We start from the raw sequence: 13,481 nt of genomic DNA, 5'->3' as shown, positions 1-13,481 counted from the left end.
ACTAAAAACGAAAATCACGTCAATCGTTCTGCTTTTGGGTTGCCTGGCGATAGAGGTTCGCAATGGCAGGTGCGTCAGGTTCCATCAGCATCGAGGCTTCGTTGCAGTCATCGGGCCCGAAGTAAAATTCGGCATGCGGCACTACTCGCAGCCATCGGTGTGGCGCGGCACCCGATCGCAGCCAGGCTTTGTTGGGAAGGATGATGCAAACCCGACCCGAATACGGAGTGGGAGTGTACCGCTGAAAGGCCGCGATCGCCGTGGATTTGAGCAGAGCCCTGCTCGCCAATACCGGGTCTGTCGCGACAGGCTCATTGCTCTTGCCAACGAGGGGTACGAGGGCGCGGACGTGCTCGCGCAGGCGACTGCCGAAATATCGGAGACGGGCGCCGAATGTCGGCAGCTTCGCTGTCTCATGCAGGAACGATTCCGCCTTGCCCCTGGCAATAAAATACAGCCGGCGCGGCCATTCCCCATAGGTGGTGGGGTGAAGCGGGCCAAACAGCGCAACGCATGAGACCTCGGACTCGCGCTGTCCCAGGATTTTCGCCAGTTCAAAAGCTGTTGGAGCGCCCGAGCAATAGCCAACGATGATATACGGACCGCTCGGCTGATATTCGACGATCTGGCGGGCGAAGTACTCGGCGATATCTTCGACGCGATCCATCGGCTCGCTCTGCCCATCGAAGCCAGGCGGTTGGAGGGCGTAGAACGGTTGATCGCCGCCCAGGTGCTTCGAGAGATCCAGGAATGAGGACGGTGCCCCGACATGACCGGGTACGGCGTAAATGGGCGTGCGTGTGCCGCGAGACTGCAACGGAATGATTGCAGGCGGTTGGGTGGCCGCCGCCGTGGCCATGTTCAGAAACGCGATGATCTCGCCTTTCCGACCCTGCAACTGATCGCGAAGCTCCGCCGTCAGCGCGCCGGCCGGGGCGTTGCAGCGCAGCCGGTCGCCATCCACCCAGACCTTGATGTCCTTGACCGCGAGGTCTGCGAGCAGCTCCGAAAACTGCATCACGTGCGCTGACATCGGGCTTTTCATCGATGAAGCTGACATTTCCTGTTCCGTGCGCCATCGCGGTGACTTCGACTCCGGATGACAGTTCATTTACGGACGACCACGCTCCCAACATATCCAGGTTGCGGTACGAAGCTTCGGACAGCCCAATCCCTTTCATCCCAGGAAATCGGCTGTCCCAAGCCGCACCCCAGCGCCTTGGAGACAGCCTCCAGCCGGGTCCAGCGCTGGAGGAAGCCTTCCAGCCGGTCTTCCGGATCGAGGGCGGCGTAGGACTCGTATTCGGAGGTGGAAAGGCAGAGCGCTGCGATCTCGTCCGCTTCGGGCACAGGGAGAACCGCCTCGACGTCCACCCCGACCTCTTGCCTGATCGAGAGGGCGATGACCGCTACTTCTCCAGATCGCGAGACGCTGAAGCGCAAGTCGCGGGCGGGCATGCGGCGAGAGAGGTGGGGTTTGCCCAGCCGTCCATATTCCAGCTCGATCTCTGAAGGTGAAATTCCCAGTCTGGAAGCGAGGACCCGGCGCAGCTGCCCGCGGCTAACAATGAAGCGGCGGCGATCGCGCTCCAATCTCAATCCCGCGGCGCGCCGATGTTCCTCTTCGTTGAGGCATGCGCTTAGCTCCCGGATGGCGTCCCGCTCCACATGGAGCATGAATGCCAGGACCTCCAGACCATCATTCTCGACAACCGGCGTGATGACCTCGGGTCTCAGCTCGACTGCTTTGTCCAGAAAGCTCGAAGGGGCGGTGGAGGCTCCGCGAGCCCCGCGTTCAAGTCTGCGATAGCCTGGCCCGTCAAAGGAACGACTATTTTCCCACTCGCTCTGTTCACAGGCACCTGTGCGAAAAGCCATCACAACTTGCTTTCTATTAGCCTCGATCCGGATTGCCGCCGGTAGGTTGCGAACGGTATTGCGATGGGCATTCGAGCGGACTGCTGATTGAAATTTTAATCGCGCACCGCCATGGCTCAATGGACCATCGTAATTACCCATTTTTTGCCAGTCCCCATCCCGTGCCCGGATTGTACGGCTCGGGTTGAGTGACCCGGTGGCAAGCGCAGCGTTCTTCCGCCAAGAGCGCAAACGGGGGAATATTCCTAGGGGAATGGACCGCTAGCCGGTCAATGGATGCAGTCCGGGTGTCAGCGCCTGCCCCGGGTCGGCGGTCAAAAAGGGGCAGCACCGACATGGCCACATCGCCGACCGGACGTTGGTTCTCGCCAAGGAGCCTAAACCGACCGGCTAGGAACCAGCCCCGAATACGGAATACAGAGCCGCAGTCTTCTTTGGAAGATTCGTGGCAATGGTCCGTAGCATCCGCTTGGCGCTGCGCAGCTTGGCCTCGATGTGGCGCTCCGGACTGTCTTTGCCTACAGCGATCCACGTCATGGCTTGCTCCCGATTGGCCAGATGGGACTTGTGCCCGCCGCCACCAGCCAGGAAGTCGTAGCCGCTTTCCCCGCGTGCAATGCTGTCCTCAATAGCCAGCACATGGCTGACGAGCCCGGGCTTGAGCCGGCTGTCGCTCTCATAGAGAAAGCCGCTCTGGTAGTTCAGGACACGGCCGTCATGCACGAAATTGTACACGACCCCAATTGTCTCGTTCCCAACCAACGTCCGTGAGATGCGAACGGCCCCCGTGGGGACGCCGCGCGCAATGAGGTCCTCGTGAAACGGACGGAAGCCGGGATTGGCGAAGGCTCCCCTGCGTCCCCATCGCGACCGATGAAAGTCGCTCAGCAGATCGAACGCGGCGAGGGCCTCCGTCGTCGTTTCCATGATGCGGAGTTCAACGGGGCCGCGTTCGGCATACAGCCGCATGGCACGGCTCACGGCCTGGCGCGTGCTGCGGCCCAATGTGGCGCGATAATCGCCCCCGCGCTGGCGGACCGGGGCAAAATCGACCCACAATGCCGCATCAGCCTGTTTCACCTCGGTCACGAGCCCAGCCCGGCCTGCGGCGCGACTGGCAGTCGCCTCAAGGTCCGGATCAATTCCGGAGAGCACCAACTGATCCGAGCGGCGCAGGCGGGACGTCAACGCATTGAGACCTGCCGACATGATGGCATCGGATTGCTCTGCAAGAATACCGTTGTACTCGATGAACAATCGGTCGAAACGGGTATCTCCCGTTTCATTGAGCAGCCAGCGCGTCCGTGCATGCGGCCCGAGACTCCACGTTCTCCGCCGGCAAATAATCGCCAGGCCAACGATCTTGCCTGATGACCGGGCCACGAGGACGTGTGGTTGCGCGCCCTTCGGGATATGCCGTAGCCAGGTGCCGATCCAGAGCCAGGACAGGAAGAACGAGTGAGTCACTCGCGCTTCGAGCTCCTTCCAGGAGGCTTCAAGCCACGCAATGCTCTCCAGGGCATCCAGGCTGACATCGGTAACCGTCTCAGGCATGCTTTCCCGTTCCAACGCCAGAGGACCGAACGCGCGCCGCGACGGGAAGACCGAAGGACCAAGCTGCAACGCTCGCGCAAGATCCGACGGGTGGCTGGTCACACACAGGCATCCCTCTGACGGACACGTCGTGATTGGGCGTCTCCGACCGTTGCCTCGGCGGAACCCGATAACGCGAACTATATCCGGAATTTGATCGAGGTGCGGACCCTTCCTGAGTACCCACGCTAGCCTCTTGTGCCGGCCGAGCAACTGTGCCGAGGTGAAGTTGTGATCGACCGGGCTCAGGGCTGGTGCAGCGCGCTCCAGCCTTCGGCGTCCGACGGCCTTGATCCCTCGCCCGCTCACCAGGGCCTGCCATGGCTGACGTCCGGTTTGTCACGTGGCGCTCGATCCAGAGGTGAGTTTTTCAAATCTCCGCCGCAGGTGATCCACGAGCCGTTCCGCACCGATCAACAGGCAGCCTGGGTGTCCGCCAGGCACCTGTATCAATTCCAGTTGAGAGCTGAGATGCCGCCACGCTCGGCCATCGTGGTCGGCCGCGTAAAAGGCCACAGGGATCTCGAGCGGTGCCGGACAATACTGCGCCATTGCGATTGAATGAGCGTCCCACAACGCCGTCGGAATTGCGACCTTGGCGCTCGCAGTCTGTCCGTTCGCGGGGAGCTTCAGATATCGCTCCAGTCTCACCATTTGCTCGAAGGTCCAACGCAAGAGATAAGGGGAAACCAGCGGCTTCAGCAGCCCCAGGATCGCCCGTGGCATCGGACGGGCACTGACAGTCGGCGGGTCCACCATCGTGACCAAATCAACCGTGTGGCCGGCTGCCATCAGCTGGCGGGCCACTTCGAACGCCACCATGGCGCCATTGCACTTGCCGCCCAGAAGAAAGGGACCGCTCGCTTGCCTTGCCAGGATGAACGGCAGGCGGTCGGCGGCCATCGCCTCGATCGAGGCCGGAATCGGCTCCCCATGAAGACCGTGGGGATTGATCGAGATGATCGGATAATCCGGCCCCAGAAGCTCTACCAGCCGCCGCACACTCGCGTGGCCGCTGACAAGGTCGCCGTTAAAAAAGTACAGCGGAGACCGCGTGCCACACTCATGGGGCTGGAAGAACGCCGTCGCCCACGTGTCCGTCTGTGCGGAAACCCTTGCGGCAAATTGCCGGATGGTTTCTGCCCCGAACATGATGGTTTCCGGCACGGGATAGCCGACGAGCCGCTCGACCTCGATCAGCATCTCCATCGCGAGAAGGGAGTCTCCGCCGCTGGCAAAAAAATCGCTGTCAACGGTCACGGCCTGGTTCTTGAGCAGCCTGCGCCAGAGCGTCAGCAACTCGGCTTCTAGATTCAACGGCCCGTTCGCGACGGACGCCGGCATCGGCGCCAGATGACCCCGTGGCCGGTCGGCCAACTCGCGCAGACGTCGCCGCTGAACCTTTCCCGTCACCCCCTTTGGCAGATGGTCGAGCGTCAGAATGTGTCTCGGAATCTTGAACGAGGCCAACTCGCGTTGCAGGAACTGGCGAAGCTCCGCAGCGGTCGGCTGCGCCCCGCAATGAGGGACGATGGCGACTGCGACGTCCTCGCCCAGGCGCGGATGTGAGATCGCGAAGGCCGCAGCTTCGGCGACGGCCGAATGTCGCAATAGCGCGGCTTCGATCTCGGCGGGAGAAATCTTCTCACCGCCGCGATTGATCAGCTCGCTCAGGCGGCCGTGCAGCGAAAGGAAGCCGTCTTCGTCGAGGCTGCCGATATCGCCGGTGTGAAACCAACCCTTCGTGAAAGCGGCTTGATTGAGTTCCGGCTCATCGAGATAGCCCGACGTCACGGTCGGTCCACGAATCCAGATCTCTCCGCGCTCGCCGGCTGCCAGGGGATGTCCATCTTCACCAACGATCGCCACGGTATCGGGCCAGGGTCTCCCGCAGGTGCCCGGTCTGTTCGGACCGGGCGGCAGTTGGTTGGCGGCGATCTGCGCCGCCTCGCTGGAGCCGTAATGCTCCAGCACCGGCACGCCGAGAGCGTGTTGCAGGTCTTCCTGCACGATCCTCGGGAGCGGCGCGCCGCCTGACATGGCGAACCGTAGAGTGTGCGCAGCCTGCGCATTCTCGAGGCTCTGTGCCTTGTCGAGCACCGTGGCGTGAAGCGTCGGGCCTGCCGAGTACCAGGTCGGCCGCAGGACATCGAACCACTCATCGAGTGCGACGATCGCACTGTTCGCCGGGATCGCAATGCTGCCTCCCGTCAGCAACGGCGTGAAGACCGTCACTTTCAGCCCATGGGAATAGTACGGGGGCGACACGCTCAGGCATCGGTCCCGGGATGTGAGGCCGAACCAGGCCTGAAGGCGTTCGGCCGCCGCCAGCATATTGTCATGACTGAACGGAATGAGCTTCGGCTGCGCGGTCGTGCCCGACGTCTGCAGAATGAAGGCGGGGGAGTGCGGATCCGGCTCGGCGTCTATGGCAGGGGAGCCAGCAACTTGCACGGCGATCTCGAGTCCAAGCTGGCCCTGTCCGATCGGCGCGGCTTCTACGATCGCAAGCGTTCTGCGGGCTGCGGCCTCGCGAGCTTCAGGGGCACTGCCCTGCAGCACAACGAGCGCGCTCAGGTTCAGCATGTCGAGACGCTGCTCGATCTCAGGCTGCGAGAGGCGTGGGTCGAGGGGCACCGCGACACTACAGCAGGCGACTGCCACGATGGCGAGAACCGCCTCCGGGCCGCTCGGCATCAAGACCCCGATCCGGGTATTGCAATCGAAGCCGGCCAGGCGCAGCCGCCGGCGGATTGCGTTCAACTGGCGTTCAAGACCGTTGTATGTCAGAGGCTCGAAAGCGCTCGAGACGATCGCCGGCTGGTTCGGAAACCGACTGGCAGTTCGACCGATGACCTGGCCTATCGTGAGTCGGGCTTCCGACTCCCCATGGTCGCGAGCGTGGAAGCTCTCGGAACACATGGTGGCGCCAGGCGTCTCGTTGTCCAGAAGCATTCCGTCCTACCTTGAACAACGTAAGTCGGCTCGCACAACCATAGCGCGCCGCTCCCGAAGATGCCTTGCTGTACAGCAAGTGATGGCAGCAATTAGGGATTAGCCAATAGTCGGTGCGTCATCCTGCCATCCTGCCGATCGCGACCATTGGTGAGTGGTGGCGTAACAGGCAGCGGCGCGACTTGAGCTTGCCGATGCGAGCAGTCGTCTGGCTTGCGCGGGATTGAGCAGGCCTCGAACAGGACTGAAATTCTCGAAGGCGCAGACGGCTCTCGCCGACTAGGCGCCGCGATAGCCATTCGGGTTCTTCATCTGAAAATGCCAATGGTCGGCACACATCTGCGTCAGCGATCGCGTTGATGTCCAGCCCAACAGGTTCTTCGCGAGAGTTGGATCGGCATAGCAGATTGCGACGTCACCGACCCTGCGTTGGTCGATCACATGCGGAATTGGTCGGCCACTCACTTCCTTGAATGTCCGGATCACGTCCATGACGCTACTGCCGCTTCCTGTTCCGAGATTGACCGTCAGAAGGCCGGGCTGTCTCAGTTGGCGCAGCGCGCTCAGATGTCCGGATGCAAGATCGACAACGTGAATGTAGTCACGGATCCCGGTGCCATCAGGCGTATCATAGTCGTTTCCCCAAACATGCACCGTCGGACGTCGTCCGATCGCCACTTGTGCCACGATCGGCAGCAGATTGTTCGGCACATCCAGGGGATCTTCTCCGATCAGTCCGCTTTCGTGGGCGCCAACCGGATTGAAGTAGCGCAAGATGGCAATCCGCCAATCCTTGTCGGACCGATGAAGATCCCTCAGGATTTCTTCGATGAAGTATTTTGTGCGGCCGTACGGATTGATCGGTGCGACAGGATGCTTCTCGTCCAGCGGCAGGTACGCGGGTGTCCCGTAAACGGTTGCGGATGAACTGAAGACCAGCGTCTTGACGGATGCTCGCGTCATGGCCGACACGAGCCGCATCGTTCCCACGACGTTGTTGTCGTAATAGGTGATGGGTTGAGCGCTGGACTCGCCCACCGCCTTGAGCCCGGCGAGATGAATGACCGCGGTCACGTCGTGGGCGCGCAGGATCTGGTAGATCGCCTCTTCATTGCGGATATCGGCATGCCGGAAAACGACCGATCGTCCGCAGATGGCTCGTATCCGTTCGAGGGAGGCGCTGTTGCTGTTGGAAAGATTGTCGACCGCGACGACATCGAGCCCGGCGTCGAGTAGCGCGACAGCGATATGGGACCCGATATAGCCGGCACCGCCGGTCAACAAGATCATTTCCGCTTCCGTTTCGCGTCTGCGTGGTCAATGCTCGCCGCGCGCGGGAAATCATCCCGCGCGGTGATGTCGATGCGCCAGACCGGACGAGTCTCAGCTATTTCCGCAGTCGGATCGCCCCGTCGACTTTTGAGCTCATGTCCTTGCGGGTATGGCCGTTGGCGAGGGAGACTTCGAAGTAGTTCTCCGCATGGTCGATCGCGCCAAGTGGCGCCGGCCGGCCCGCTCTCGCAATCTTGGGAATTTCCCGGCCAGGTGGGAGGAGCCGCTCGGTCACGTCAACGATCTGATGCGCCGAACTGCTGTTTCTCGACCAAGCCGCAGATCGATGGTTCAATCCCCAGATTGCTGCCTGCGTTCTGTTTTGAACCCGGATCTTGCGAAGGATCGCCTTGATGTGAACCTTCACCGTGGCTTCGGCAATCTTGATCTTGCGCGCAATGCACTTGTTGGAATCGCCTTCAATCAGGCACTGCACAATTGAAACTTCGCGCGGCGATAGTTGCTGAGCCAGCGTGTCATCTGCCGTTGCGACGGCATGATCGTCATCGTTGGGTACAGGAGCATCGTCCACCTCGCGTTTCTCGGTCTCGAGAGCGGACTCCAAGAATGCCGGCGGGAATACCGTCCCACCCATCATGACGAGTTCGATGGACTTGATGAACGCGTCGCAGTTCATCACGTCGATGAAATATCCGGTGGCGCCGGCTCGGAATGCGGCAACCAGATCATTCAGATGAAAGTGATCCGCTACAACTGCGACACGTGCTTCCGCGTGACGGCGCTTGAACGAGTCGATTTGCTCGACTGTCGGGCGAAAATCATCGCCACTATGAACTATGAGGAACAATGCCGGACTGGCGGGGGCTTTCTGAAGCGCCTCGTCGCTGGGCCAATCATCGGCGTCGTATATCGAGGTTAGGACGAAATTCTCCGAATTTAGAATTCTTGCAAGGCCTTCTTTGCGAAGACTATTTTCACCAACCAGTGCAATGGCAAAAGGATATCGTCGTCTCATGGAAACTCTCCCGGACGCTACAATGATACAAGCGGTTGAAGGGTTGAACCCGGTTCATTTTTGGTGGCCCGCCCAGCTGAAAAGAACGACGTAAAAACAAGCTTCCTCAGATTCGGTCGATAGAACAAACCTGGGACGAAAAGCGCTTAACCCACTCTCAAAATATTTAAGAATGTTAGATGCTAATCCCCAATATCCCTATATACCGTTGGTTATAGGCATTTGGGGCCGCCAAACTGACGAGGGTGGTCTGTCGGTCCTGGTCGACAGGTACGCGCTGAGGGTGTGTTGGATCGTCGCCGCGATTACGCGTTGTGGAATCATGTTTGTCGGCGCGCTCCAGGCGGTAGATTCACGGGACCAAGCGACAACAAAACCTTACTGAAATGTCTCATATTGGAGTAACTTATTAATGACATGGGCGCCGATCTGAACTGAGGGGGACTGAGGGTTGATCGGAAATGCATTTCAGTCGTGTAGTTATTGCCAGTAGATATCCAGTCGTTTTATTGGGTCTGAACTGCCTGCTCGAAGCAGAGCGTGATTTCAAAGTTGTTGCTCGCTGCAATGATATTGCGAGCTGCTTCAAGGCAATACAGAGCCTCGCGCCCGACATCGCCATTTTGGACATGTCGATGCCTGACATTTCTGGGCAGGCCATGCTCGAGGTCGCAAACTCCGGGGCGCTTGGTGTGCGGCTCGTGTTTCTTGCCGCCTCGGTTGAGGATCGCGATCTCGCCATGCTCGCAGCAGCGGGAGCTTGCGGTGTTCTTCTGAGCGAGGAGGAGCCCGAAACGCTCTTGCAGACGTTGCGGCAAGTCGCCGACGGCCAGAAGACATTGCCTCCGCCCTCGTACGAAGAAGCCATCCCTTATGCGCAAACGACGATCCCGGAGAAATATCTTGCGGTGCTGACGGACCGCGAGCGTCAGATCATGCGCTTGGTGTCGGAGGGCTTGTCGAACAAGGAGATTGGCCGCCGTCTGAAGGTGGCCGACGGTACCATCAAGGTTCATCTGCACCACATCTTCCGCAAGCTCGAGATCAGCAACAGGACCGTCCTTGCTACGCTTGCCGTCTCATATTCCGGGCCGACCGGGTCTCCATCCGTCGAATAGCGGCGACGGACCGGCGTTTTTCATCGAGCTTCGTGCGCGATGATCATCCCCGCTAGGCCAACGGGCTGTCTGTACGCCTGGAGATTACAGAAAACGAGCGTCGCAAGGCAGTTGCGATGAAAACGCCTGCACAGCAGCCGGCGCCTTTGACGAACATGTCCTTTACGTATCCATGTCTGTCGGGGAGCAGTCTTTGGATGAGTTCGAAGCCGACGACTATAGCGAGAAGGACGAGCAGGATTGGCAGCACGTGCTTCGGATAGGCGAGCGAAAAGGCGACCCCGATAATGAACAGAGCTGCAAAACGATCGATGTTCGCCGATATCAACGTGTGCGGACGGAATGCCAGCGGTGTGTCGGTGACGATGAAGAGGCCTAGGATCAAACCCCAGGCCAAGCATCGGAATACGGTTTGCGTCATCCCTTGTGGTTCGGCAAGAGCGCAGTAACCTGGTTTCATCATTCGCATTCGCAACTACTCTTCAGGCGTGGCCGTTTTAAAGATGGATCGTCGTTGCACGATGGGGTCAAGCTCAATTGCCGATCACCATGGCGGGCTAGGTTTTGCCAAGCCACTGGCCAATGTCTCTGGATCCGATGACCCGTTTGGGCCGGTACGGGTTGATCGTTCCAGCTGAAAGTCTCTCGATGCGCTGGTCCTCCGCCAGTTTCCTTGTGAACTGCTTCGCATCCTGTTCGGATACGAATGTCGCAGTCCTTCGTGCGTGCCTGTCGGGCGGAGCATCGCGTTGATCAATGAAGGAGACGTACCAGATGTGCCTTGCTGTCATGCGGGACCTCCGAGGTCAGGTCTAGGCGCGAATACAAATTCGAGACACCAGGCGGTGATACCTGAAAGCGAATCGGCAGAAAGCTTCTTCTCCATTGTGGAGTCGTGATTGGTTTCTGCGAGCCAAAGCAGGCCGGCGATTGGTCCGTCCACAATGGACGGGAATTGCAGCTTTCGCTCAGCGTGTCGCCGGGGCTTTCAGAGTACTCCTCCTGGACATCAAGCTTGCACGCTTCGTTCCATCGCGAAGTTTTAAGATGGCCACGAGGCGCCGCAAGCGAGCGCTGCGTTCGCTGCTATTCATGCCGCAATGGAAAACTGAAGGACGAACAGTGACTGGCCGCCCGGCTCGGGGCTGTCGCTGATTTCGACATGCCAGCGAAGATGACGCAAGAATGGCTCCGTCACGTCGTGCTTGAGTATCTCGCCGCTCAGTTCAATCGCCGTCGTCCGTGCGGCGAAAATGTCGGGAAGATCCAGGCCGACATCATCGAGCACTGAATGGCCGCCGTGGATATGAAAAAAATACCGCGGCATTGGTGTCTCCGGATGAGGCGAACATTCCGACGACTGCGACGAGCTCGACGCATCAAAGTGGTGTCATCGCACCACGGTGAGGCGGACGGCAAGCCGCTATTCTAGGAGGGCGGATCATCATTGTTGGGTACCCCGACGTGGACCTGCACCATCATCGGTTCGGAAGGTCGAGCGACGCATCGGGTCGACAGAGGAGACCAGCCGAATTCGTGCGGGCTTGTCGGCAATGAGCCAGCGATTCGGTCATCGTGATTTCGAGACAATGGCAAGCGGCCGGCGGGAAGCAGAGAGCGCCGCTCGTCACCGCGAATACAATCACGCCATTACAGAAGCTGAGGCAGGCGGCCGACCAGCAGGAAACGGCTGCGGCCCACCGGTCGCGCCGAGATCTCTCGGATGGTCAGGGAAGCATGCGGCACTACCTAACAGCCGAAGCTAACGAGCAGCATTTCACGACGGCCCCCGGTGCTCGCCAGGGACGTCGGCGATCAATTATTTGTGCGGTGCGGCAATATTAATATTGCATTGCAATAATAGCTGACTAACTCTGCTTCTCACGTGCCATTGAGGAGCCTTCCGTGATCAAGATTTCCCTCTCCACCCTTGCCGCCGCTCTCGCGATCGCAACCGCCGCGTCCGCTGCGGAACTTCCGACCTATGAGGCTGCGGGCCTGCCGATCTCGGCGGTGCAGGCCGGCGTGATTGGCGCCGCCAATGCCCGCGAGCAGGCGCCTGTTGCGACCACTTCGGCGACGCCGCATCAGCTCAGCGTTCTGACGCCCCGTAACAAGATGACGACCGCGCGGGCCGCTGCCCGCACCGACCGTTCGGTCCACTGATCGGCATAGCCGTTCCCGGGAGGCCCGCGACGAAGCGCGGGCCTCCCTCGGGCGTAGAGCAAATACATCGCGCGCTCAGCTGCGTCCGACGCAAGCTCGTGCCGCTCGCCGCCGCCAAGTGGCGCCTCACGCCGTTGGCGCGAACTCCCGCAGGTGGAGTTTGATTGCGGCGTCGACCTCGTCCGGGTGATCGACCTGAGGCAGTCGCCGAGGTCGAGAAATGGTGGCCGATCGTCAAGTCGGCGAATATCAAGGCGGAATAGCTACAACGATGATTTTCGGCGTGATCGGCAGATGCGCGTTAAGGCATCCGCTGTCATGGCAGGGCTGGCAGCTTGCAGGCTCGGCATTGGAAATCGTCGCCGCGCTCGTCGGCGCGAACTTCGAATTCCTCCGAAACCCGAACAATTCGGTTGCGAAGCGGGGCGACCTCGGACAGCTCAGCGTGGCCCGTGCGTCGGCATTTCGGGCACCGCAGGATCTCAATCCAGCTGGAGTGGGTCATGACGTCGTCTGCAAACGCTCGCGGAATGATAACCCCGTCTGGCGCGACGAAAATTGATCCAGCTCAAAAACGCGGCCGTATCTCCCCCAATTTCACATCTGTTCAAACGCCAAAGCGCGTTTCGAGGCCCCGGGGCGAGCGCTGTCCAAATCGGTGAAAACCCTGACCGCGTTAACCTTTGATTAACCATGCGGTCCGATTGTTAACCATTCGACAAGACAACCGAGTCAGGGGCGATGGACGCAACTCAACAGGTCGCACGTCAGCAGGTCCGCATGCGCGGCCGTTCCTACGTTGCGTTCGTTTTCTCGCCGGTCGTGCCGGTCGTGTCCTGGCTGGCCGAGATCGACGCGACGCTGGCCAAGTCGCCGGGCTTCTTCACCGGAAAGCCCATCGTGCTCGACCTCTCGGCGGTCGATCTCAGCCAGACCGCGATCGCGCATCTGATCGGCAGCCTCGGTGAGCGCAACATCCGCATCCTCGGCATCGAGGGCGTCGACGAATCGAAGCTCGGCGCCAACATGCCGCCGCTTCTGACCGGCGGCAGGGCCTGCGCGATCACCCATGTCGAGCCGCAGAAGCCGCAGGTGCAGGAAAAAAACAAGGACAAGGACAAGACCAAGTTGCCGTCGCTGCTGCTGGAGAGCCCGGTCCGTTCCGGCCAGTCGATCGTGTTTGCCGAGGGCGACGTCACCGTGCTCGGCTCGGTCGGCTCCGGCGCCGAGATCGTCGCCGGCGGCTCGATCCATGTCTACGGCACGCTGCGCGGCCGCGCGATGGCCGGCATCAACGGCAATTCGGCGGCCCGCATCTTCTGCCAGAGGATCGAGGCCGAGCTGCTCGCGATCGACGGCTACTACCAGACTGCGGAAGAAATCGCCGACAGCTTGCGCAACCGGCCCGCCCAGGCGTGGCTCGAGGGCGAAATGCTGCGCATTACACCATTGAACTGACCGAC

The 13,481-nt window shown here is 60.4% G+C and carries 12 protein-coding genes; 4 read left to right on the top strand and 8 right to left on the bottom strand.

Translation table 11 applies throughout. From position 1 onward, the window contains the following. Window positions 1-19: 19 nt before the first annotated feature. The 6 genes from J2R78_RS14675 to J2R78_RS14650 form a co-directional block, all read right to left on the bottom strand. Window positions 20-1,060 (bottom strand): alpha/beta fold hydrolase, encoded by a 1,041-nt coding sequence (locus J2R78_RS14675; protein ID WP_253605172.1) that lies wholly within the window; start codon window positions 1,058-1,060, stop codon window positions 20-22. A 47-nt stretch (window positions 1,061-1,107) separates the two neighbouring features. Next, on the bottom strand, window positions 1,108-2,019 hold the full coding sequence (locus tag J2R78_RS14670) for a 4'-phosphopantetheinyl transferase superfamily protein (RefSeq protein ID WP_225643069.1): 912 nt from the start codon (window positions 2,017-2,019) through the stop codon (window positions 1,108-1,110). Window positions 2,020-2,268: 249 nt separating this feature from the next. Beyond that, window positions 2,269-3,432 (bottom strand): GNAT family N-acetyltransferase, encoded by a 1,164-nt coding sequence (locus J2R78_RS14665; protein ID WP_229157720.1) that lies wholly within the window; start codon window positions 3,430-3,432, stop codon window positions 2,269-2,271. 378 nt (window positions 3,433-3,810) lie between these two features. Further along, window positions 3,811-6,426 carry an AMP-binding protein gene (locus tag J2R78_RS14660; RefSeq protein WP_253605170.1) on the bottom strand — a complete coding sequence of 872 codons (2,616 nt, stop codon included), beginning with the start codon at window positions 6,424-6,426 and terminating at the stop codon, window positions 3,811-3,813. A 279-nt stretch (window positions 6,427-6,705) separates the two neighbouring features. Further along, window positions 6,706-7,716, bottom strand: coding sequence for a UDP-glucose 4-epimerase GalE (gene galE, locus J2R78_RS14655; protein WP_253605168.1), 1,011 nt, complete (start codon window positions 7,714-7,716; stop codon window positions 6,706-6,708). A 97-nt stretch (window positions 7,717-7,813) separates the two neighbouring features. Then, entirely contained in the window at window positions 7,814-8,734 is a 921-nt protein-coding gene (locus tag J2R78_RS14650) for a response regulator transcription factor (RefSeq protein WP_253605165.1), read from the bottom strand. A gap of 461 nt (window positions 8,735-9,195) precedes the next feature. Here J2R78_RS14650 and J2R78_RS14645 point away from each other — a divergent pair, with 461 nt between their 5' ends. Then, the gene (locus J2R78_RS14645; RefSeq protein WP_225162391.1) at window positions 9,196-9,852 is read left to right on the top strand and encodes a response regulator transcription factor; all 657 of its coding nucleotides are present in this window, start codon (window positions 9,196-9,198) and stop codon (window positions 9,850-9,852) included. 52 nt (window positions 9,853-9,904) lie between these two features. Here the strand turns inward: J2R78_RS14645 and J2R78_RS14640 are convergent, their stop codons facing one another. Then, a complete protein-coding gene (locus J2R78_RS14640) occupies window positions 9,905-10,321 on the bottom strand; it encodes a VanZ family protein (RefSeq protein ID WP_092079104.1) in 417 nt (138 codons plus the stop codon). A gap of 621 nt (window positions 10,322-10,942) precedes the next feature. Then, window positions 10,943-11,179 (bottom strand): DUF6894 family protein, encoded by a 237-nt coding sequence (locus tag J2R78_RS14635; RefSeq protein WP_028335246.1) that lies wholly within the window; start codon window positions 11,177-11,179, stop codon window positions 10,943-10,945. Window positions 11,180-11,757: 578 nt separating this feature from the next. On the opposite strand from J2R78_RS14635, the gene J2R78_RS14630 reads away from it, so the two are divergent. From J2R78_RS14630 to minC, 3 genes are all read left to right on the top strand, one after another. Then, window positions 11,758-12,018, top strand: coding sequence for a hypothetical protein (locus tag J2R78_RS14630; protein WP_076834843.1), 261 nt, complete (start codon window positions 11,758-11,760; stop codon window positions 12,016-12,018). Between the two features lie 220 nt (window positions 12,019-12,238). Then, a complete protein-coding gene (locus tag J2R78_RS14625) occupies window positions 12,239-12,580 on the top strand; it encodes a hypothetical protein (protein ID WP_253605162.1) in 342 nt (113 codons plus the stop codon). Between the two features lie 179 nt (window positions 12,581-12,759). After that, complete coding sequence (minC, locus tag J2R78_RS14620) at window positions 12,760-13,476, top strand: septum site-determining protein MinC (RefSeq protein ID WP_028335249.1); 717 nt, start codon at window positions 12,760-12,762, stop codon at window positions 13,474-13,476. Window positions 13,477-13,481: the final 5 nt, after the last annotated feature.

The organism is Bradyrhizobium sp. USDA 4538 (assembly GCF_024171045.1).
Lineage (GTDB): Bacteria > Pseudomonadota > Alphaproteobacteria > Rhizobiales > Xanthobacteraceae > Bradyrhizobium > Bradyrhizobium australafricanum.
Note: the sequence above shows the minus strand (reverse complement) of the source record. Positions and strands in the feature narration are given on the sequence as shown.